This window comes from Pseudoalteromonas sp. SG43-1 (genome assembly GCF_014164415.1).
GTDB classification, from domain to species: Bacteria; Pseudomonadota; Gammaproteobacteria; order Enterobacterales; family Alteromonadaceae; genus Pseudoalteromonas; species Pseudoalteromonas distincta.
On record NZ_JACJFD010000023.1, the window covers coordinates 15959 to 36625 of the forward strand.

At 39.4% G+C, this 20667-nt stretch carries 22 protein-coding genes; 13 read left to right on the top strand and 9 right to left on the bottom strand.

Annotated features, from left to right (window positions below; genetic code table 11):
* Window positions 1–97 precede the first annotated feature (97 nt).
* The 4 genes from hemL to H5159_RS15270 all read right to left on the bottom strand — a co-directional run bounded on the left by hemL (window position 98) and on the right by H5159_RS15270 (window position 4675).
* Complete coding sequence (gene hemL, locus H5159_RS15255) at window positions 98–1378, bottom strand: glutamate-1-semialdehyde 2,1-aminomutase (protein WP_024596268.1); 1281 nt, start codon at window positions 1376–1378, stop codon at window positions 98–100.
* A 33-nt stretch (window positions 1379–1411) separates the two neighbouring features.
* Window positions 1412–2428 carry an aspartate carbamoyltransferase gene (locus H5159_RS15260; RefSeq protein ID WP_002958914.1) on the bottom strand — a complete coding sequence of 339 codons (1017 nt, stop codon included), beginning with the start codon at window positions 2426–2428 and terminating at the stop codon, window positions 1412–1414.
* Between the two features lie 114 nt (window positions 2429–2542).
* A complete protein-coding gene (locus H5159_RS15265; RefSeq protein WP_182780576.1) occupies window positions 2543–2977 on the bottom strand; it encodes a CopD family protein in 435 nt (144 codons plus the stop codon).
* A gap of 15 nt (window positions 2978–2992) precedes the next feature.
* Window positions 2993–4675 (bottom strand): chloride channel protein, encoded by a 1683-nt coding sequence (locus tag H5159_RS15270; RefSeq protein ID WP_002958912.1) that lies wholly within the window; start codon window positions 4673–4675, stop codon window positions 2993–2995.
* A 321-nt stretch (window positions 4676–4996) separates the two neighbouring features.
* Between H5159_RS15270 and erpA the strand changes: the two genes are divergently transcribed.
* A complete protein-coding gene (erpA, locus tag H5159_RS15275; RefSeq protein WP_002958911.1) occupies window positions 4997–5335 on the top strand; it encodes an iron-sulfur cluster insertion protein ErpA in 339 nt (112 codons plus the stop codon).
* Window positions 5336–5385: 50 nt separating this feature from the next.
* Here erpA and H5159_RS15280 read toward each other — a convergent pair whose 3' ends face one another.
* The gene (locus tag H5159_RS15280) at window positions 5386–5574 is read right to left on the bottom strand and encodes a hypothetical protein (protein ID WP_182738322.1); all 189 of its coding nucleotides are present in this window, start codon (window positions 5572–5574) and stop codon (window positions 5386–5388) included.
* A 446-nt stretch (window positions 5575–6020) separates the two neighbouring features.
* Here H5159_RS15280 and H5159_RS15285 point away from each other — a divergent pair, with 446 nt between their 5' ends.
* Window positions 6021–6260, top strand: a complete 240-nt coding sequence (locus tag H5159_RS15285) for a helix-turn-helix domain-containing protein (RefSeq protein WP_002958908.1) — start codon at window positions 6021–6023, stop codon at window positions 6258–6260.
* Window positions 6261–6330: 70 nt separating this feature from the next.
* Here the strand turns inward: H5159_RS15285 and H5159_RS15290 are convergent, their stop codons facing one another.
* Genes H5159_RS15290 through H5159_RS15305 form a run of 4 tightly spaced genes read right to left on the bottom strand, consistent with a single transcriptional unit; the run spans window position 6331 to window position 10086 of the window.
* Window positions 6331–7710 carry an AmpG family muropeptide MFS transporter gene (locus H5159_RS15290; protein ID WP_002958907.1) on the bottom strand — a complete coding sequence of 460 codons (1380 nt, stop codon included), beginning with the start codon at window positions 7708–7710 and terminating at the stop codon, window positions 6331–6333.
* Window positions 7711–7759: 49 nt separating this feature from the next.
* Window positions 7760–8380 carry a peptidylprolyl isomerase gene (locus tag H5159_RS15295; protein ID WP_182780577.1) on the bottom strand — a complete coding sequence of 207 codons (621 nt, stop codon included), beginning with the start codon at window positions 8378–8380 and terminating at the stop codon, window positions 7760–7762.
* Between the two features lie 2 nt (window positions 8381–8382).
* Entirely contained in the window at window positions 8383–8943 is a 561-nt protein-coding gene (locus tag H5159_RS15300) for a YajG family lipoprotein (protein ID WP_165744317.1), read from the bottom strand.
* Window positions 8944–10086: a methyltransferase gene (locus tag H5159_RS15305; RefSeq protein WP_182780578.1), complete on the bottom strand. Its 1143-nt coding sequence runs from the start codon at window positions 10084–10086 to the stop codon at window positions 8944–8946.
* A 42-nt stretch (window positions 10087–10128) separates the two neighbouring features.
* On the opposite strand from H5159_RS15305, the gene H5159_RS15310 reads away from it, so the two are divergent.
* From H5159_RS15310 to nqrM, 11 genes are all read left to right on the top strand, one after another.
* Window positions 10129–10740, top strand: a complete 612-nt coding sequence (locus H5159_RS15310; protein WP_024596565.1) for an alpha-ketoglutarate-dependent dioxygenase AlkB — start codon at window positions 10129–10131, stop codon at window positions 10738–10740.
* Between the two features lie 61 nt (window positions 10741–10801).
* Window positions 10802–11113 carry a BolA family transcriptional regulator gene (locus tag H5159_RS15315; RefSeq protein WP_024596564.1) on the top strand — a complete coding sequence of 104 codons (312 nt, stop codon included), beginning with the start codon at window positions 10802–10804 and terminating at the stop codon, window positions 11111–11113.
* A 113-nt stretch (window positions 11114–11226) separates the two neighbouring features.
* A complete protein-coding gene (gene fabV, locus H5159_RS15320) occupies window positions 11227–12420 on the top strand; it encodes an enoyl-ACP reductase FabV (protein WP_024596563.1) in 1194 nt (397 codons plus the stop codon).
* Window positions 12421–13048: 628 nt separating this feature from the next.
* A complete protein-coding gene (locus tag H5159_RS15325; protein WP_024596562.1) occupies window positions 13049–14392 on the top strand; it encodes a Na(+)-translocating NADH-quinone reductase subunit A in 1344 nt (447 codons plus the stop codon).
* Window positions 14393–14396: 4 nt separating this feature from the next.
* Window positions 14397–15599: an NADH:ubiquinone reductase (Na(+)-transporting) subunit B gene (locus H5159_RS15330; RefSeq protein ID WP_002958899.1), complete on the top strand. Its 1203-nt coding sequence runs from the start codon at window positions 14397–14399 to the stop codon at window positions 15597–15599.
* Entirely contained in the window at window positions 15592–16344 is a 753-nt protein-coding gene (locus H5159_RS15335) for a Na(+)-translocating NADH-quinone reductase subunit C (protein WP_002958898.1), read from the top strand. The genes H5159_RS15330 and H5159_RS15335 overlap by 8 nt, the downstream gene beginning before the upstream one ends.
* Window positions 16344–16976, top strand: a complete 633-nt coding sequence (locus H5159_RS15340) for an NADH:ubiquinone reductase (Na(+)-transporting) subunit D (protein ID WP_002958897.1) — start codon at window positions 16344–16346, stop codon at window positions 16974–16976. The genes H5159_RS15335 and H5159_RS15340 overlap by 1 nt, the downstream gene beginning before the upstream one ends.
* A gap of 10 nt (window positions 16977–16986) precedes the next feature.
* Window positions 16987–17595: an NADH:ubiquinone reductase (Na(+)-transporting) subunit E gene (nqrE, locus tag H5159_RS15345; protein WP_002958896.1), complete on the top strand. Its 609-nt coding sequence runs from the start codon at window positions 16987–16989 to the stop codon at window positions 17593–17595.
* Window positions 17596–17613: 18 nt separating this feature from the next.
* Window positions 17614–18843: an NADH:ubiquinone reductase (Na(+)-transporting) subunit F gene (gene nqrF, locus H5159_RS15350; protein WP_002958895.1), complete on the top strand. Its 1230-nt coding sequence runs from the start codon at window positions 17614–17616 to the stop codon at window positions 18841–18843.
* Window positions 18844–18952: 109 nt separating this feature from the next.
* Window positions 18953–19984 (top strand): FAD:protein FMN transferase, encoded by a 1032-nt coding sequence (locus tag H5159_RS15355; RefSeq protein ID WP_182780579.1) that lies wholly within the window; start codon window positions 18953–18955, stop codon window positions 19982–19984.
* Between the two features lie 101 nt (window positions 19985–20085).
* A complete protein-coding gene (gene nqrM, locus H5159_RS15360) occupies window positions 20086–20298 on the top strand; it encodes a (Na+)-NQR maturation NqrM (RefSeq protein ID WP_007376137.1) in 213 nt (70 codons plus the stop codon).
* The last annotated feature ends 369 nt before the right edge of the window (window positions 20299–20667 follow it).

Here is a 20667-nt window from a genome sequence, read left to right on the forward strand (position 1 = left end):
ACAAATAAAAAAGCCCTTTCGGGCTTTTTTCAATCTTTAGTCTTAATTACATACTTAAAAACAAGTGGTTACAAATGTATAAATAGTAATTTTTAGCTTAAAGTTTAGCAAACGAGCGTTCCGCTGCCGCTATTGTGTCTTTTACTTCTTGCTCAGTATGCGCAGCACATACAAAACCAGCCTCAAATGCTGATGGGGCAAGGTAAACGCCTTCTTCAAGCATAAGGTGGAAAAAACGTTTGAAGCGCTCTAGGTCACACTCAGTTGCTTGCTTGTATGTCGTTACTTTTTCAGCATCAGTAAAAAAGAATCCATACATGCCGCCCGCATAGTTAGTTGTTAGCGCAACACCGGCTTTTTTAGCACCAGCTTCAAAGCCTTCACAAATTGCTTTTGAAATAGCTTCTAATTTATCGTGAAGGCCAGGCTCACTTAATAGCTCAAGTGATTTTAAACCTGCAGCCATTGCAATAGGGTTACCAGAAAGAGTACCAGCTTGGTAAACTGGTCCTACAGGCGCAATGTAATCCATTATTTCAGTTTTACCACCAAACGCGCCAACTGGCATGCCGCCGCCAATTACTTTACCTAAACACGTAAGATCTGGTTTAATGTTGTAATAAGCTTGTGCACCGCCAAGTGCAACACGAAAGCCTGTCATTACTTCATCAAAAATAAGTACTGATTTATATTCGTCACACACATCACGCAAACCTTCTAAAAAGCCAGGCACTGGTGGAATACAGTTCATGTTACCGGCTACTGGCTCTACAATAATACAGGCAATTTCGTCTGCGTATTTTGCAAAAATAGCTTTTACTTCATCTAGGTTATTAAACGAAACTGTAAGTGTATGCTTAGCAAAGTCTTCAGGAATACCTGGAGAATTAGGTACACCCATTGTTAGTGCACCAGAGCCTGCCTTAACTAATAACGAGTCAGCGTGACCGTGGTAACAACCTTCAAATTTTAATATTTTATCGCGACCGGTAAAGCCACGTGCTAAACGAATTGCACTCATTGTCGCTTCAGTGCCTGAGCTAACCATGCGTACTTTTTCGATTGATGGAACTAGCTCTTTTACTTTTTCAGCCATTAATATTTCGGCTTCAGTTGGTGCGCCATAGCTAAGGCCATTTTCTACAGCTTCGTGTACAGCTTGTTTAATTGCAGGGTGATTATGGCCCATGATCATAGGCCCCCAAGAGCCAACATAATCAATGTAACGATTACCGTCGGCATCAAATGTAAACGCGCCTTCTGCTTTTGTAATGAATAGTGGCGTACCGCCTACACCATTAAAAGCACGAACTGGTGAGTTTACGCCACCAGGAATAGAAGCTTGGGCGCGTTCAAATAAGTCTTGGCTAATTGTCATGAAAAATCCTATAAATTGTCACTTAAAAGGGGGTTAGCTGTCGCGTTTGCGGCTAAACCAAGGTACGTCTACTTCATACTTATCGACTTTGTTTTCTACGCCGAGTGTTAAAGCAAACAGTGCCATACGAATTAATACGCCGTTTTGTACCTGGCGAAATATTGCTAAATTGTCGTTACTGTTTAAGTCGTTATCAAGCTCGTTGGCTTCTAAGCGACTGTCACGTGGAAGAGGATGCATTAATACAGAGTTAGGCTTACAGTGAGCGCTGTAAATAGATTGGCTAATCCTAAAGCCGCCACGGTATTTATTTGCTTCTTCTTGCGATGGAAAACGCTCTTCTTGAATACGTGTTTGGTAAACAATATCGGCTGCTAAATTGCCTTCCATCTTATTTACTAGCTCAATTTTATGGCCAGCATTTTCTACTGCATCTAAAATACTTGTTGGCATTTGTAAGCCATCAGGCGCGACCATCGAAAACTTTACATTTTTATAATGGCACAATAGTTTAGATAAAGAATGCACTGTGCGGCCATACTTTAAATCGCCCACAAGCGCTATATGCATACCATCAATATTTTGACCAAAACGATGTAATTCGCGCTCAATGGTTAATAAGTCAAGTAATGCTTGAGTAGGGTGCTCATTTGGGCCGTCGCCGCCATTAATAACCGGCACAGTACAGCCGTCAGCAAATTCACTAACTGAGCCTGCATCAGGATGGCGCATAGCAACAGCGTCAGCATAAGCTGAAATAACGCGGGCGGTATCGTAAAGAGACTCACCTTTAGCAAGGGCTGAACTTTGCATACCTGTAGTTTCACGTACGCCACCGCCAAGTAAGTTAAAGGCGGTGCCAAAGCTAACTCGTGTACGAGTGCTCGGTTCAAAAAACAAATTAGCTAAAATAGCGCCTTCTAGCACCGTAGTTTGCTTTTGCTTTTTAGCATAAGGCTCCATTTTTTTTGCTACTGCAAAAATACGTTCAATGCAGTCTCTGTCTAGCTGATTTACAGACAGTATATGCTCACCTTGGAAACTTAACATGGGGTTATTCCTAATCAATCAAATGGGCGCGATAATCCATAAATGGAGCACGCAATCGCGCGTGTTAAAGCAAGTATTGTAAATTGCAGCGAAGTTTAACATGCGCCGCAAAGCTTATAAATTAGGTTTTATTACCGCAAGTGCCACTATGATGAGCAACGCAATAACTGGGAGCTCATTAAAAATACGGTAAAAGCGGTCTGTCTTAGTGTTGCGGTCATGTTTAAAGTCATTTAATAACTTAAAACAGTAGCCGTGGTATATATATAATATGATCACCAGCACTAGCTTATAGTGCAACCACATACTGTATCTAAACCAATCACGACCATATTCAACAATGGTCAATACACCAAATACAACGGTTAATACAGCAAATGGGGTAACGAAATAAAGTAGTCTGCGCTCCATAACTTTTAACATAGAGTTGCATGATCTTTCCTCGCTCATAGCGTGATATACAAATAATCGAGGCAAGTAAAAAATACCGGCAAACCACGCAATCATAAAAAATATGTGGAGTGTTTTATAAATCAATAATGCGCTCATAATAGTCCTTATTGTTTAAAGTAAGCTGTTACGAATGGTTAAAATATGATGAATTTGATCCCAGCGTAATAGCCCCATAATTTGTTGATTATCTAAAAGGTTATAAACGTAAAGCGCGCCACTTCTTTTATCTTTTAGGATATCGAAAGCATCGGCTAGGGTGGCCTGACTACTGATGCCCTGCAAGCTAATATAATTTATATTTATTGTTTCATTAGACATTAGCGTTAAATCGTATTCAGCGAGACGATAGCCATTTTCTTCGTCAAAAACAATTAACGGAGTTTGGCTATCCATGGCATCTAATGTGCTTTTTATTTGCACTTTGTCGTCTGAATAAAGCAATTTAAAGTCTTCATCCATATCATCCATTATCCCCACTTTTTGTAATGCTTCGGTAGCGGGAGATACATGGTACGGTAATCCCTGAAAATCTAGTTGCTGCAAAAATATGGAGCGATTTCCAAAAAACTGTAATGCTGTTACATAGGCCGTGGTGATCACAAGCATAGCTGGAACAATTATTTCAGGTGACGATGTAAGCTCCATGACCGTTGTTAAAGCAGCTAGTGGTGCATGCAATGTGGCGGCCATTAATCCGGCCATACCTAAAACTCCATAAGTACCCGCTATATCAGTGCCAGGACTAATAAACTGAGCAAAAAAAGCCATTAATGTACCAATTAATACGCCAAGCCCAATTACCGGACCAATTAAACCACCTGGTATACCCAAACCGATAGCAAACAATGTAGCAAGTAGTTTAGCGATTAAAATAGTTGTGAGTAGCTTCACGTCATCAGGAGATTCAACCGCGATAGTTATTGCGCTCATACCAGAGCCCATAGCATGAGGCACTGCGTAAGCTATTAAGCTGGCAATGCATCCTGCAATTAATAAACGAGGGAACATACTTAAAGGTTTAAATGTTTTAATAATTAGCATTAAGTTTTGATTAAAGCTAAATGCAATAGCACCCAGCGCCATACCGCATAATATTAAATAAGGGTAATGCCAACCACTCAATGGCGCTATGGTAATGAGTGCAAGCTCTGAGCCTTCACCAAAAACAAACTGTGTTGCCAGTGCGCCAGTAACAGCGGCAAGCATGATAGGTACAAATATATGTACTTTATATTCACGTAGTACCACTTCCATTACAAAAATAACGGCTGCAAGTGGAGTATTAAACGACGCGGCTATGCCTGCCGCTACTCCACAACCACTTAGAGTACGCATGGCATTATGCGGTAAATGCAGCTTATCCGCCAAAATACTCGCCCCCGTTGCGCCCATATGCACGGAAGGCCCTTCTCGGCCAACTGAAAAGCCGCTAATGAGAGCAAGTGCGCCACCAACAAATTGATTAACCGTATTGTATAAAGGCATTTGCCCGTAGTGACGTTTAATTCTGTGTATAACAAAGGGGATACCCAAGCGGTAATGTTTAAACCCAGTAAAGGCAGCAAACGTGGCTATTAGTAATGCAGCAACTAAAGGCATTAGTACACGTTCAAGTGTTGGTAGGGTAGTAAAGTCGTCAGGTGTTTCTAAAAATAAGCTTTGGAAAAACAGAATGGTTAAGCGAAATAAAATAATAAAAAATGCAGCAATTAATCCGGCAACTACGCCTAATAAGCATAATTGTACAGATGTTTTAGGTTTTGCCAGCCGACGCCTGAGTTGCTCAAGCCACATGCATAATTCCTCGCTGTATTTTTCAGCAGCATTTTAGCAAAAGAGTTTAGCTAAGTCCTTGTGATTTTGAAATTTTCGTAACTTATATTAACAATTTGCAGTGAAGATTAAGACCTATTGCCTATAACTAAAATATTTAATGAGTTTATAGCGTATAAAGGTCGCTTTTAGTTTGCTTAAGTATTATTTTAGCTAGTTAATGTTTGGCCACTTTTTTACTAATTTATAGATATAACTTAGAGGAAAGAGTTGTTTTACTATACTTGATTAAAACACTCGGGTATTAGATAATCACGCCATTGCGATATTGAGGGTTTTAAAATGTCTGAAGAATTACCAATTAAGTTCAGCGATGCAGCTGCTGTTCGTGTTAAACAGTTAATCGACGAAGAAGAAAACCCAGACTTAAAACTGCGTGTTTATGTAACAGGCGGTGGTTGTTCTGGTTTTCAATATGGTTTTACTTTTGATGAAAAAGCGAATCCTGGCGATTTAGAAATTGTAAAAAATGGTGTAACACTCGTTATTGATCCAATGAGCATTCAATATTTGGTTGATGGTGAGGTTGATTACACTGAAGGATTAGAAGGCGCACGCTTTTTTGTATCTAATCCAAATGCAACAACAACCTGTGGTTGTGGTGCAAGCTTTAGCGTTTAACAGCCAAACGCTAAATAGAATAAAGCCGCTTTTTGCGGCTTTTTTAATGCCTACAAATCAGTTGGTGCGTATTCGGTAATTTGCATTATCAATACAAAAAAGCCGAGCACAAAGGCTGAAAACGCTAAAATATACATAAAGCCTTTTTTACCTTGTTTAATAGATACGCCGTTGTGGCGCAAAAAAAAGTACCAACCTAAACACAACACGATAGGTAATAAAAAAAGAAGTCTGAACATTACTTGGCCTTTTTAGTGCAAATTATTGCTTAATAATAAACGTGTAACATTAAAAAGGAACAAATATGTTATAAATATTTTTAAGCTGTTTTATGAAGGTAATATTATTTTTTTAATATTTTCTGATAACTTAGGTCAAATATTCAGTGTTTATAAATGTTCGTTCAGGTTGATTTTGTACCGAGTATGTAATTAATTATTTAACCAAAGTGTTAATAGTATATAATGTATCCAAGAATGAGACGGGCAAAATTTCATTCTCAATAAAAAAAAATCTTTACCATATTATTAGCGTAGTTTTTAGCTGTGTTGGTGGAGTGAGTAGCAACACATGCTTTATTAAGCAATAGCTTGCTATTGAAAGTATGACTGCTTACCTCCCTACGGCTATTGATGGAAACTACTGCTTTAATGGGTACGTCAAATCATCTAGTAGGAGATGTAAAATGATGGGCAAAACAGTTTCTTCTGAAGAAAATGCAAAGCTAACAAAGTGGCTTAAAACTAAGCGCCATGAAAAGGGTCATACAATGCGAAGCCTAGCACAAGTGCTTGGAACGCCTCATTCATTTATCGGCAAGATTGAAAATCAAGAACGCCGTTTAGATGTCATTGAGTTTGTTCGCTATTGTACAGCTCTAGAAGTTGATCCACATGAAGCACTTAGCTTGCTAAAAGTAGATTAACTCAATAATTGCTTAGTACACTTTAAGGGGCACTTGATAGTGCTAAGCAATATGTTAATGCAGGGATGCATTAAATATTTTTGTGGTAATTCTTCTCAAGCTCATACAACTTATGCCTAATCAGATATAAAAATATCAACGAAGGTAAAACCATTAAGGCTGTTAAAATAAAGAACAGCGACCAATTTCCCATTAACCAATCATCAATTACTACACCACTGTAGCTTGAAAGCAATGTTCGTCCTAAATTCCCTAATGACGCCAGTAATGCATAGTGCGTTGCACTAAATGCTCTATCGCATAACATCGATATAAAGGCCACCATAGCGACCAACGACCACGCTTGCGTAAAGCCATCAATAACAATAGCAAAGGCATACAGCCTTAGGTCAGGGCCAACTAAAGCAATCCACGAGAAGGCTAAGTTTGAAGCAGCCATTGCAATACCACTTACAAATAAACCCTTAACAATGCCATATTTTTGATTAAATAAACTGCCAACAAAGGTAAATATGATTGTAAGTACCGCTGTACCTACCTTCGAAAATGTAGCTATATCGCTATTACTAAAACCAATTTCTTTATAAAACACAATCGACATGCGCCCTAAAAACGCTTCGCCTATTTTAAATAAGAAAATAAACGCAAGTAATGCTAGTGCTGTTTTAACGCCATTTTTAGTAAAAAAAGCTCTAAAGGGATCAATAACGGTTACCGCAAGCCACGCAACAGTTTTTGTTAAAGGAGTTTGTTTTGTAGAGGACAGTTTTTCAAGGTACACACGTTCAAGTTCGGCATGTACTGCTTCGCGGTTAGTTTCGGGCTCTTTTGCAAACAGTGCTCCACTCATTAACAGCAGCATTACGGCAGCTAAAAAGTAATAAATTTGTGGCCAGTCGAGCGAGGGGATATCGGCCATGTAAAATGGAATGGCGCCTAAAAGTGCATAACCTGTCCACCAACCCGAAGTTGCCATGGCGGCTGCAGCGGTTGCTTTGTGTGATTCGCTTTCGCTTAGGGTGTCTATTCTAAAGGCATCAATAGCAATGTCTTGAGTAGCCGAAGCAATGGCGATTAATAAACAAATCGCAGCAACAATTGCCAAATTAGCTTTTAAATCAAGCCCTGCTAATAGCAAGGTGCCAATAAAAATAAAACTTTGGCAAAATAGTATCCAACTGCGACGCTGGCCTAGCCATTTATATAAAATAGGAAGTTTTGTACGGTCAATGAGTGGCGACCACAAAAAGTTTATGCTGTAAGCGCCAAATACAATGCCAAATAGGCCTATCATACTGCGACTTAGCCCTTCATCTTTTAGCCAAGCAGACATAACAGAGCCAATTAAAACCCACGGAAAACCGCTACTCATACCAAATATGAAAATGTGGATTAAGCGTTTGTCTTTAAAGTAAGAAAAATATTCGCTAATAGAGAGAGATTTGCTCATAGGGCCTTCATTGGCTTTGATGCAGAGCAGCTAAGCTGCTCTTAAAAAATTATAGTGGGACTTGTTCAAGTACTTTAATATTTAAGATGACAACAGGTTTTTTAGGTACGAAATCGTAGCCAATTTTCTCATTAAAACCGGTTTCAACAGTCATAATTTTATCAAGCGTGTCGTAACCATCCATTACGCTACCAAATACTGCAAAGCCCCAATCTTTCCCTGGATTTAAGTGATCGTTATTATCCATATTAAAAAAGAATTGGCGAGTTCCTGAGTGCGGTTGTCTATCTTGATAGGCCATAGCAATGCTATACATATCGTTTTTTAAACCGTTACCGCTTTCATTAAAAATAGGGTCATTTTCATGTAGGCCATCATAGCCTTTATCGTAACCGCCACCTTGAATAACAAAGTCGCGATCATTTTCTACATCGCGCTCAATACGGTGAAAAACGCTGCCTTGATAACTTTTGTCTGACACGTAAGTTAAAAAATTATTGACTGTGATGGGCGCTTTAGAGCGATCTAGCTCAACCACGATGCTACCCATTGACGTTACAATTTCTACGCGTGGAAAAATGTTGTCCTTTTGCACAAAGCGGCCTTCTTGGGCTGCTAAGCTACTTACACTAAAGAATAGGCCTAAGCAGATTAAAAAAAGTCGTTTCATAGTTAACCTTCTAAAAATTCTATTAATTCAGGGTCAGATACAATGCGGGTAATAACTTGCTCAGTCAACTTATTGAGTTGACCTTCTATTTTTGCTTGCTCATGACTAAATGGGCCTTCTAAATTAGCACTACCTCTATACACTTTACTAAAGTTACTTGAGGCGCGAATAACACGCACGCCAAGTTCTATGTGGGCTTCGCTGGTATGGCTCACTAGCTTTTCGGTTACAACAGCTTGCAATGCATGAATATCTACTTCAAAGCGAACAGTTGCTAAGTTAGAAATACTGGCTCCATTGCGGCTTAGGGCGCTGTCTAACACACTTTTAATAGAGCTGGTAATACCTTGGCTTGCAAAGGTTTTAGTTTTGTCTGACTCAATAAGTTTAAGTGTTGATGTATCGCCACGTAAATCAATTACACTAGTACTTAAGCTACTATTTATAGTGCTAATTTGACCATTTTTATAAACAGGGTTAAGTATTACTTGGCTAGGCTGATTCGCGCAGCCACCAAGTATCAGTAATACACAACACCCAATTATAATGTTTGTTAATTTCATTTATAGCATTCCACTATTTTTTGTTGCACTTAAAACGACAAACTTTTTGTTTGAACCTAACAACTTACAGTTGCCAAACATACGGTTTAATTTATCATGATAATCTAAATGACGATTACCAATAATACGCAGCTCGCCGCCTTCTTTTAAAGTATCTTTTGCTTGTTTAAACATTTGCCAAGCAATATGGTCGGTAACGGCCTGAGCTTGGTGAAATGGAGGGTTACAAAGCACCATATCTACACTGTCTCTTTCAAAGCCTGTTAAACAGTCGTTTTCGATGAACTCGCAGTTATCAAACTTATCGCCTAGGTTAATTTCTACATTTAACCGAGCCGACTCTACTGCCATGTAAGACTCATCAACAAAAGTAACTGATGCATTAGGGCAACGAGCAAGCGTCATTAATCCAACAACTCCGTTACCACAGCCTAAATCAATAATGCTTTTAGCTTTTGGTGTTTCTGGTAAGTAGTTAAAAAAGAAGCGTGCACCAATATCTAACGAATCACGCGAAAACACATTTGCATGGTTTGTTATATTAAACTCAGTACCTTCAAGCTCCCACGTTACAGGGCAATCTGCTGCTTTATATCCGCCTTTAGCTGTACTTAATATAAGGCGGGATTTTTTAACTGCTAGGCTAGTTTTTGTTTCACCAATAAATTGCTCAAATGATTTTATTGTTGAGTTATGAATTTCTTTTGTTTTACCTGCAGCAATTACTGGCGTACCAGGTGCAAGGACTTCACTGAGCTCACTTAACTGAAACTGTAAAAAACCTACATTACGAGGGATTTTAATAAGTACTAAATCAACATCCTGCGGTAATGCAGACAAACTATCTAATTGTGTGAAATCTGCTGTAGGCAGTTTGTTTTCTTGTAAGTTATAAGCCGCAGCTTGGTGGCTAATATAAGAATCGTTAACTGAACAAACCGTTAACTTATTAAAATAACAAGCAAGTGCACCAAAGCTATCGTTTAAAATAAGCAATGAGCGACAATCAGGGTGATGTTCGTTAACATAATTGATAAGGTACTCATCTGCCGAATCCCACGCTTGTAAGCTGCGGTTTTTTTGATCCAAAGGAAAGCGTTCAAGAGTAAAGGTTTTATCGCCTAGCTGGGCTTGCGTCGTCATAATGGTTCGTTGATCAGTAATCTAATGTAGGTAAATTCTAACATGCAACGGCAAAACGCCAACCCCCAACAGTTACCAAATGGCTTTTCTTATCAAAGTAGGGCACTTAGTGCACAAAAAAGCCTCGATCTATTTTATTATTTGCAAAAAAACCTACGTTGGCAGCAACCCGATGTAACTGTTTATGGTAAAACGGGGCCTATTCCACGGCTACAATGCTTCATGAGCGATTTAAATATTGAATACGGCTATTCAAGTAGTAAGCAAATAGTAGAGCCATGGGATGAATTGTTACTTAATATGAGAAGGCGTTTAGAGGCGCACTTAAATCAGCCTCTAAACTCATTACTCGTTAATTATTACCGAGATGGTAATGATACGATGGGCTGGCACAGTGATGATGAAATAGAGCTTGGTGATAAACCAACAATTGTGTGTGTCTCGCTAGGAGCTGATCGGGTTCTAAAGTTAAAGCACAAGGCGAGCAATAAAGTAACCGACTTAAAATTACAAAGTGGCAGCTGTTTAATAATGAATGGACATAGCCAGCGAGATTATCAACATGCAATACCTAAACAAACAACGCTTGCACATCCTCGAATAAGTTTAACTTACCGATTTATTAAGGACATTAAACAAAAGCAATTTAGTTAGCCAAGCGCTGCGTTAAATTGTTATAGTAAGTGTATAAATTAGCTAATTAAAACGGTCTTTTATGTCAATGCAGCAACAGATCCAAGAAAAAATAAGCAACGCTATTGCGTGTAAACATTTAAACGTAATTAACGAAAGCCATATGCACAGTGCGGGCACTGAATCACACTTTAAAGTAATAGTGGTTAGCGAAGGTTTTACAGGTAAACGTTTATTGCAGCGCCATCGTGAAATTAATGAAATTCTAAAAGATGAATTAGCAAATCATATTCATGCACTCGCAATTCATACATATACACCCGATGAGTATACAGAGCAGGGCGGCGAGGCACCTGATTCACCTAATTGTATGGGCGGCTCTAAATTAGCTTAAATAATTAATAGCGATTTGATTGTTACACTTGTGGTTAACTGATCAGATCAGTGTTTTTAGTATTAGCCTTTAAACTAGCGCTAATTTTTATTGTAAAAGATATAGGATGATCAATGGTCATTAAGCCTAAAATTCGTGGATTTATCTGCACAAACGCACATCCAGCTGGTTGTGCAGAGCATGTTCAAGAACAAATTAACTATGTAAAACAACAAGGCGCATTAAAAAATGCACCAAAAAATGTATTAGTTATTGGCGCATCAACAGGCTACGGCTTGGCTTCGCGCATTACAGCAGCGTTTGGTGGTGGTGCTAAAACATTAGGTATTTTCTTTGAAAAAGAAGGTACAGAACGCAAAACAGGCTCTGCTGGTTGGTACAATACCGCTGCTTTTCAAGATGCAGCAGACGAAGCAGGCCTTTGGTCTAAAAATATTAATGGCGATGCGTTTTCTAACGAAATTAAACAAAAAGCAATCGACACTATTAAAGCAGATTTGGGCAAAGTAGATTGTATTATTTACAGTTTAGCGTCTCCTCGTCGTACAGACCCAAATACGGGCGAAGTTTACTCATCTACGCTTAAACCAATTGGCAGTGCCGTTACTACTAAAAACTTAAATACATCAAAGCGTGAAATTGATGAAATTACTGTTGAAGCTGCAAACCAAGACGATATCGACAACACCATTAAAGTAATGGGCGGTGAAGATTGGGAAATGTGGATTGACGCATTAAAAGAAGCGGATGTATTAGCCGATAACTTTAAAACGACTGCGTACACTTATATTGGTAAAGAGCTAACATGGCCAATATACGGACACGCTACTATTGGTAAGGCTAAAGAAGATCTAGACCGTGCAACCGCTGCTATTAAAGAATCAACAAAAGATTTAAATGGTGAGGCATATGTTTCATCACTTAATGCTGTGGTAACGCAAGCAAGTTCTGCTATTCCTATTATGCCGTTATATATCTCTGCTTTATTTAAAGTTATGAAAGCAGATGGCACATACGAAGGCACTATTGAGCAAATTCACGCATTATTTAGTGAAAACTTGTATGGTGAATCTCCTCGCTTTGACGACGGTGGACATTTATTCCAAAACTATAAAGAGCTAGAAGACGATGTACAAGCTCGCGTGCAAGCTGTTTGGGATAAAGTAGATACGAGCAGCATTGATGAGCTAACAGATTATGTTGGTTACCATAATGAGTTTTTACGCTTATTTGGTTTTGGTATAGATAGTGTTGACTACGATCAAGATGTAGATTCAGTTAAGCCAATTGCCAATATGATTGACTAACAGAACTTAGGGCCTGTTTATCTTTCGAGGTTAAATTTGCAGCAGCCTGTTTGGTATTTAGGCAAGACAGAGCCTATGTAGTGTGGTTATTCCCCATAAATGGGCGATGACGTGGAATAAATGCCAAACATGCGCTGCCCAAAGGGTTCTGCCTAGGGGCTATTTACTCTTTGTTGCTTGGTTTTTACTTAGCCCACTAGGTTACAAACCTCACGCCGCGATTAAATAGCCCCTAGATTGAACAAATTTTAATCCTGAAAGGTCAACAGGCCCTAGTTATAAAAGCCGCTATCGCGGCTTTTTTTGTATTATGCGATTTGTTGAATTTACGATGAAATCAGGAATGATAATTGCTTAGGCTACCACTTTGGTCTAGCTTGATTTTTATTTAATTCACTTAACAAAACTAAATAAGTGTTTCTGTCGTATAATTTTCATAAATACACTCGCATAGTCATCTAAAATGATGTTAAAATCTCGACAATATGTGATGAGTTTTACTACGTTGCTTGTTTGATATCTCTAGCAAGCTGCTCTTTTGTACCTTGATATAACTTGGAATAACTCAAATGGCGACGTGGTTGATACGATTTTTCAGTTTCTTTCCTTTAATGTAATGCAAGTGCGTATGATCAACATAAAAAAAGGTCTGGATTTACCCTTAGAGGGCGCGCCACAGCAAGTTATACATGACGGTTCTGCTGTCAAACGTGTAGCTGTGCTTGGCGAAGAGTTTATCGGTATGCGTCCAACCATGCATGTTCGTGTGGATGACCAAGTCAAAAAAGGCCAGGTACTTTTTGAAGATAAAAAGAACCCAGGCGTCCTATTTACTGCTCCAGCTTCTGGTACAGTAAAAGAAATAAATCGTGGTGCTAAACGTGTGCTGCAATCTGTTGTTATTGAAGTAGCAGGCAGTGAGCAAATCACCTTTGACTCTTTCAAAGCAGACGAGCTTCCGAGCTTAGAGCGCGAAAAAGCCAAAGAAGTACTTATCCAGTCTGGTCAATGGACAGCACTTCGTGTTCGCCCATTCAGCAAAGTAGCGGCTGTGGATGCAAATCCTAGTTCTATTTTTGTGACCGCAATCGACACAAACCCATTAGCTGCAGATCCTGCAGTAATTATTGCAGAAAATGCGCAAGCATTTGAAGCGGGTCTTGCAGTTGTTTCGCGTTTGACCGATGGCAAAGTATTTGTGTGTAAAAAAGCAGGCAGCCAAGTTCCTAGCTCATCTATAGCTCAAGTAGAAGTACATGAGTTTGGTGGTGTGCATCCGGCTGGCCTCGTTGGCACTCATATCCATCATCTTGATGCAGTTTCTGTTAGCAAACAAGTTTGGCATATTGGTTACCAAGACGTTATTGCGTATGGTCACTTATTCCTTACTGGTGAAATTTACACAAATCGTGTTATTTCGCTTGCAGGTCCTCGCGTTAAAAACCCACGTTTAGTGAAAACACAATTAGGTGCTTCATTGGATGATTTAGTGGCTGGTGAGTTAGAAGACGGAGATAACCGCGTTATTTCTGGTTCTGTTCTATCAGGTTCTATTTCAAACGGTGTTCATGCATTCTTAGGTCGTTACCACGTTCAAGTATCTGTTTTACTTGAAGGTCGCGAAAAAGAATTGTTTGGCTGGATTGCACCAGGTAGTGATAAATTCTCTGTAACGCGTACATTCCTTTCTCACCTTGCACCAAGTCGTTTATTTAAAATGACAACGTCAACAGGTGGTTCAAAACGTGCCATGGTACCAATTGGTAGCTACGAGCGCGTAATGCCGTTAGATATTTTGCCTACTCTATTATTACGTGACTTAATTGCACGTGATTTAGACAGTGCAATTTCATTGGGCGCGCTTGAACTTGATGAAGAAGATTTAGCGTTATGTACCTTCGTTTGTCCAGGCAAATACGAGTATGGTTCTATCCTACGCGATTGCTTAACTACGATCGAGAAGGAAGGCTAGAGAGATGGGTTTAAAAAAATATCTAGAAGATATCGAGCCGAATTTTGAAGCCGGTGGTAAATATGAAAAGTTTTATGCACTATATGAAGCAGCTGCAACTATTTTTTATACACCAGGCTACGTAAATAAAGGCGCGACACACGTACGCGATAACATCGACCTAAAACGTATGATGATTTTAGTGTGGATGGCGACGTTCCCAGCTATGTTTTTTGGTATGTTCAATATCGGTCATCAGGCCGCTGGTGCTTTAGCACAAGGTTTTGAACTAGCAAACACGTGGCAAGTTGGTTTGTTCCAGTTATTCGGTGGCGAGTTAACCGCTGATGCAGGCTGGGGCGCTAAGATGTTCTATGGAGCATGTTTCTTCTTACCTATCTACGCTGTAACATTTGCAGTAGGTGGTTTCTGGGAAGTTATATTTGCTTCAGTGCGTAAGCATGAAATTAACGAAGGTTTCTTCGTTACTTCTGTATTATTCGCACTTATTTTGCCAGCAACTATTCCTTTATGGCAAGTTGCGTTAGGTATTACGTTTGGTGTAGTAATCGCTAAAGAAATCTTTGGTGGTACTGGCCGTAACTTCTTAAACCCTGCTTTAGCCGGTCGTGCATTTTTATTCTTTGCATACCCAGCTCAAATCTCAGGTGACACAGTATGGACAGCAGTAGATTCTTTCTCTGGTGCAACTATGCTAGGCCAAGCATTTGCTGGCACACTTGACTTTGCAAACATGGAATTATGGTGGAATGCGTTTTATGGTTTCATTCAAGGTTCTGTAGGTGAAACATCTACACTTGCATTATTAGTAGGTGGTTTGTTCTTAATTTACGTTCGTATCGCTTCTTGGCGCATCGTACTAGGTGTATTCCTAGGTATGGTAGCAACTGCATTTTTATTAAATGCTGTTGGCTCAGAAACTAACCCTGTATTTGCAATGCCTTGGTATTGGCATTTTGTACTTGGTGGCTTTGCGTTTGGCATGTTCTTTATGGCTACTGACCCTGTATCAGCTGCATTTACTGACAAAGGTAAATTAGCATATGGTCTACTAATTGGCTTTATGGTGGTTATGATACGTGTTGTGAATCCTGCTTTCCCAGAAGGCATGATGCTAGCAATCTTATTTGCTAACTTGTTCGCTCCACTGTTCGATCACTTTGTAGTGCAGGCTAATATTAAGCGGAGGTTGGCACGTAATGTCTAGTAATAACGAATCAATCGGCAAAACGTTATCAGTTGTTGTAGCACTATGTTTAGTGTGTGCAATCATTGTATCGTTTGCTTCTGTACAGCTTCGTCCTTTACAGCAAGCTAATAAAAACAAAGATATTCAAAGCAATATCTTAGCTGCTGCGGGCATCGACAAAGTTGAAAATGTTCTTGAAACATTTGATGCAAAAATCGAAGCGCGCGTTGTAAACATGACTACAGGTGAGTTTGTAGATACAGACCCAACAATCTTTGACTTTGAAAAAAGCAAATATGATGCAGCGCTAAGTGTTTCTCTTCAAGAGAAAGGCGTTAAAGATATTGCTGGTATTCAACGTGTGACTAAAGAGTCACCGGTGTATATCTCTAAAAAAGAAGATGGCTCAGTTGATGCAATCATTCTTCCTATCCAAGGCTACGGCTTATGGGGCTTGATGTACGGTTTTATCTCGCTTGAAAGCGATGGTGAAACAGTTAAGGGCATTATCTTTTACAAGCATAATGAAACCCCAGGTCTTGGTGGCGAAATCCAAAATCCACAGTGGACTGCTACATGGGAAGGTAAAGAACTTCCAATTCAAATTGTTAAAGGTACTGCGGGCAATGATGAGCATAAGATCGATGGTCTTTCAGGTGCTACATTAACGTCTAACGGTGTTGATCATGCAGTTGACTTTTGGACTGGCGAAAATGGCTTTGGCCCTTTCCTTGCGAAAGTACGTAAAGGAGCATTGAAATAATGGCTGATACTAAAGAAATGAAGGCGGTCCTATTTGGCCCGGTTTTAGCTAACAACCCAATCGCACTACAAGTACTTGGTATTTGTTCTGCGCTAGCGGTAACGTCTAGCTTAAAAAATGCGTTAATTATGTCAATCGCATTGACACTTGTAACTGCGTTTTCGAGCTTCTTTATCTCGCTTATTCGTAACCAGATCCCATCATCTGTACGTATCATCGTACAAATGACAATTATCGCATCATTGGTAATCGTTGTTGACCAAGTATTACAGGCATTTTCTTATGCTACTGCAAAAGAGCTTTCTGTATTCGTTGGTCTAATCATTACTAACTGTATCGTAATGGGTCGTGCTGAAGCATACGCGATGAAGTCGCCACCACTTATGTCATTCCTTGACGGTATTGGTAACGGCTTAGGTTACTCTGTAGTACTACTTACTGTTGGTTTCATTCGTGAGCTATTTGGTAAGGGTTCACTATTCGGTGTTGATATTATCCCATTAGTACAAGATGGCGGTTGGTATCAGCCTATGGGTCTATTGATCTTACCACCGAGTGCATTCTTCATCATTGGTTTATTCATATGGGTACTGCGTACTTATAAGAAAGACCAAGTAGAAGCTAAAGCGTAAGGGGCAAATAGTGGAACATTATATTAGTTTATTTGTAAAAGCCGTTTTTATTGAGAACTTAGCGTTGTCATTCTTCTTAGGCATGTGTACTTTTTTAGCGGTATCTAAAAAAGTAACTACATCAATTGGCCTAGGTATAGCGGTTATAGTTGTATTGGGTATTTCTGTACCTGTAAACAACTTGGTTTATCATGCGGTACTTGCACCTGGTTCACTAACTTGGTTAGGTTACCCAGATGCAGATCTTAGCTTTTTACGTTTCTTAACTTTCATTGGTGTTATTGCAGCACTTGTGCAAATTCTTGAAATGGCGTTAGATAAGTTTTTCCCTGCACTATACAACGCGTTAGGTATCTTCTTACCACTTATCACAGTTAACTGTGCAATATTTGGTGCGGTATCATTCATGGTTGAGCGTAACTATAACTTCGGCGAGTCTGTTGTTTATGGTATTGGCGCTGGTGTTGGTTGGGCACTTGCAATTACATTACTTGCAGGTATCCGTGAGAAACTGAAATACTCAGACGTACCTGACGGCTTACGTGGTTTAGGTATTACCTTCATCACTGTTGGTTTAATGGGACTTGGCTTTATGTCATTCTCTGGTATTTCACTGTAAAGGTAGCGAGGATAAATCATGGATTATCAGATTTTCTTAGGCGTTGGTGTTTTTATCGCTATCGTTGTACTACTGGTTTTAGTCATCATTGGTGCTAAATCTCAGTTAGTTGCAAGTGGCGATATTATCATCGGCATTAATGGCGACCCAGATAAAGCCATTAAAACATCAGCAGGTAGTAAGCTTTTAGGCGCACTATCTGAGTCAGGTATATTTGTATCATCTGCTTGTGGTGGCGGTGGCTCTTGTGGTCAGTGTCGTGTACACATTAAAGAAGGTGGTGGTGATATTCTGCCAACTGAGCTTGATCACATATCTAAAGGTGAAGCCCGTGAAGGCTGTCGTTTAGCGTGTCAGGTAAATGTTAAAAATGACATGGAAATTGAACTTGAAGAGTCAATTTTCGGTGTTAAGAAGTGGGATTGTGAAGTTATCTCTAATGATAACAAAGCAACGTTCATCAAAGAACTTAAGCTGCAAATTCCAGATGGCGAGTCAGTGCCGTTTCGTGCGGGTGGTTACATCCAAATCGAAGCTCCACCTCACCATGTTAAATATGCAGATTTCGATGTTCCTGAAGAGTATCGTGGCGACTGGAACCATTTTGGTTTCTTCGATCTGGAGTCAAAAGTAGACGAAGAAACAATTCGTGCTTACTCAATGGCTAACTACCCAGAAGAAGAAGGCATCATTATGCTTAACGTGCGTATTGCTGCTCCACCTCCAAGAAACCTTAGCTTGCCATGTGGTAAAATGTCTTCGTACATTTGGTCACTTAAAGAAGGCGACAAGGTAACTATTTCGGGCCCATTTGGTGAGTTCTTTGCTAAAGACACTGACGCAGAAATGGTATTTGTTGGTGGTGGTGCTGGTATGGCGCCAATGCGTTCTCATATCTTTGACCAACTTAAACGTTTGAACTCTAAACGTAAGATGAGTTTTTGGTATGGTGCACGTTCTGAGCGTGAAATGTTCTACGTAGAAGATTTTGACGGCCTAGCCGCTGAAAATCCTAACTTCGTATGGCATACAGCACTTTCAGATCCACAGCCTGAAGATAACTGGGAAGGCTATACTGGCTTTATCCATAACGTGTTATTTGAGAACTATCTTAAAGATCACGAAGCGCCTGAAGATTGTGAGTACTACATGTGTGGTCCTCCAATGATGAATGCGGCAGTTATTACTATGCTTAAAGATTTAGGTGTTGAAGACGAAAATATCTTACTAGATGACTTCGGTGGCTAACACTAATACCAAAACAGTTTAGTTTTGGTTAAAATACCAGCCTCGTAGCACTTGTGTTACGAGGCTTTTTTTATTCTTTAATTTTATCAATCTATTAAGTAGAGCTGTTATGAATCGAGTAAGTACTTCACAGGGCATAATGGCCTTTTTACTAATTACACTGACTGTATTATTGTCTGGGTGTGGTGAAAAGCCAGAGTTAAAAGAAACCTTTTTAGAAGGTAAGACTATGGGTACCACTTATCATATTAAATATTATGATGAGCAAGCCCAGCTATCGGCTTCACAACTACAGCTGCAAATAGACGCTGTTTTAAAAGATGTGAACCAATCTATGTCTACTTACATAGAAGACTCTGAAATAAATACATTTAACAGATTACCTGCAAATCAAGTCATGCCAATTAGCGAAGATTTTAGGGCTGTTATAAGCGAGTCTATTCGCTTGGGTGAATCGACTAAAACACTCGACGTAACAATGGGGCCTTTAATTGATTTATGGGGCTTTGGGCCTGATAAAAAACCAACTAATCGCCCAAGTGATGAAGAGCTTGCAAGTATGGTTGAAAAAATAGGCATTGATAAACTTATCTTAAATAAGCAAGGGTTGGCTAAAACAGTTAATGGACTGGAGCTTTCTTTTTCGGCAACAGCTAAGGGCTATGGTATTGATAAAGTTGCCCAGTTATTAGAAAACCACGACATTACTAATTACATGGTTGAGATTGGTGGTGAGCTGCGTATAGCTGGTGAAAAGCCAAATAATCAGGATTGGAAAATCGCGATTGAGCAACCAGATGCGCAACCTGGAGAGCGTAAGGTACACCGTGTTTTATCGCCAGGTACAAGTGGTATAGCGACATCGGGTGATTACCGTATTTTTTATAAAATGGATGGCGAGATCTATACCCACTTAATTGATCCAGCAACAGGTATGCCTATTAAGCACGACTTAGTGTCGGTAACTGTGCTTCATCCAAGCGCTATGACGGCAGATGGTTTAGCGACGGCACTTACTGTAATGGGGATGCAAAAAGCGCAAGCTTATGCTGAACAACATGATTTACCGGTTTATTTAATAGGTAAATCAAAAGAGGGTTTAGTTACCTACTCAAGCCCAGCATTTAAGCCTTATTTATAGTATGGTGCTGACTTGTTTATTTCCGTGTTATTTGGGTATATAATAGCAGTCGCTCAAAAATATTTGAGTTTAATTTATTGCTGATCAATAGGGGCTAAGCAATGTCACTTTTTCTTCTTACTTTTGGCTTACTAATTTTGATAGTTTCGGCTATGGCCGTTGGTATGATCGTGCAAAAAAAATCTATGGCAAGCAGCTGTGGTGGTTTAGGTTCGGTTGGTATTGATAAAGCCTGTGATTGCGATGATCCATGTGATAAACGCAAAAACCGTTTAGCAAAAGAGCAAGCCTGGAAAGAAAACCAAATTATTTAAGCCTGTCTTAAATATTAAAAAGCGCTTTATAGCGCTTTTTTTGTGCCTGTAAAACGCCTTCACATCATAACTTCCAAAGCAATCCAATCTAAATGTATTAGACAAAGGTATATAGTTTAGTTTTTTTCACCTATTAGGTTTATTTTTCTCGTTTGTCAAATTGGAGCTAACACTCTAAAGTTTAACCATAGACAAAGAGCAAGGCTCTCGTCATAAGCTTGAGGCATAAGTTAGCCTCGCTTAAAAGAATCTTTATATTGTGTGTGAAGATGTTGTCAGTGTGAAAGGCAACTCAAGTTTGGTGGTGACTGAGTTTGAGTTGTTTTTATTCCCTACAATTGCCACGCAGTGTAAGCCAAGAATCTTTAT

Excerpts from the sequence above, each read along its gene's own strand:
- H5159_RS15260 (WP_002958914.1), bottom strand. The coding sequence starts at position 2,428 with ATGTTAAGTTTCCAAGGTGAGCATATACTGTCTGTAAATCAGCTAGAC.
- H5159_RS15290 (WP_002958907.1), bottom strand. The coding sequence starts at position 7,710 with ATGAGCAAATCTCTCTCTATTAGCGAATATTTTTCTTACTTTAAAGAC.
- H5159_RS15335 (WP_002958898.1), top strand. The coding sequence starts at position 15,592 with ATGTCTAGTAATAACGAATCAATCGGCAAAACGTTATCAGTTGTTGTA.
- H5159_RS15280 (WP_182738322.1), bottom strand. The coding sequence starts at position 5,574 with ATGTTCAGACTTCTTTTTTTATTACCTATCGTGTTGTGTTTAGGTTGG.
- H5159_RS15300 (WP_165744317.1), bottom strand. The coding sequence starts at position 8,943 with ATGAAATTAACAAACATTATAATTGGGTGTTGTGTATTACTGATACTT.
- nqrM (WP_007376137.1), top strand. The coding sequence starts at position 20,086 with ATGTCACTTTTTCTTCTTACTTTTGGCTTACTAATTTTGATAGTTTCG.
- H5159_RS15265 (WP_182780576.1), bottom strand. The coding sequence starts at position 2,977 with ATGAGCGCATTATTGATTTATAAAACACTCCACATATTTTTTATGATT.
- H5159_RS15340 (WP_002958897.1), top strand. The coding sequence starts at position 16,344 with ATGGCTGATACTAAAGAAATGAAGGCGGTCCTATTTGGCCCGGTTTTA.
- H5159_RS15330 (WP_002958899.1), top strand. The coding sequence starts at position 14,397 with ATGGGTTTAAAAAAATATCTAGAAGATATCGAGCCGAATTTTGAAGCC.
- H5159_RS15270 (WP_002958912.1), bottom strand. The coding sequence starts at position 4,675 with ATGTGGCTTGAGCAACTCAGGCGTCGGCTGGCAAAACCTAAAACATCT.
- erpA (WP_002958911.1), top strand. The coding sequence starts at position 4,997 with ATGTCTGAAGAATTACCAATTAAGTTCAGCGATGCAGCTGCTGTTCGT.
- H5159_RS15355 (WP_182780579.1), top strand. The coding sequence starts at position 18,953 with ATGAATCGAGTAAGTACTTCACAGGGCATAATGGCCTTTTTACTAATT.
- H5159_RS15285 (WP_002958908.1), top strand. The coding sequence starts at position 6,021 with ATGATGGGCAAAACAGTTTCTTCTGAAGAAAATGCAAAGCTAACAAAG.
- H5159_RS15295 (WP_182780577.1), bottom strand. The coding sequence starts at position 8,380 with ATGAAACGACTTTTTTTAATCTGCTTAGGCCTATTCTTTAGTGTAAGT.
- nqrF (WP_002958895.1), top strand. The coding sequence starts at position 17,614 with ATGGATTATCAGATTTTCTTAGGCGTTGGTGTTTTTATCGCTATCGTT.
- H5159_RS15315 (WP_024596564.1), top strand. The coding sequence starts at position 10,802 with ATGTCAATGCAGCAACAGATCCAAGAAAAAATAAGCAACGCTATTGCG.
- H5159_RS15310 (WP_024596565.1), top strand. The coding sequence starts at position 10,129 with ATGCAACGGCAAAACGCCAACCCCCAACAGTTACCAAATGGCTTTTCT.
- H5159_RS15305 (WP_182780578.1), bottom strand. The coding sequence starts at position 10,086 with ATGACGACGCAAGCCCAGCTAGGCGATAAAACCTTTACTCTTGAACGC.
- fabV (WP_024596563.1), top strand. The coding sequence starts at position 11,227 with ATGGTCATTAAGCCTAAAATTCGTGGATTTATCTGCACAAACGCACAT.
- hemL (WP_024596268.1), bottom strand. The coding sequence starts at position 1,378 with ATGACAATTAGCCAAGACTTATTTGAACGCGCCCAAGCTTCTATTCCT.
- H5159_RS15325 (WP_024596562.1), top strand. The coding sequence starts at position 13,049 with ATGATCAACATAAAAAAAGGTCTGGATTTACCCTTAGAGGGCGCGCCA.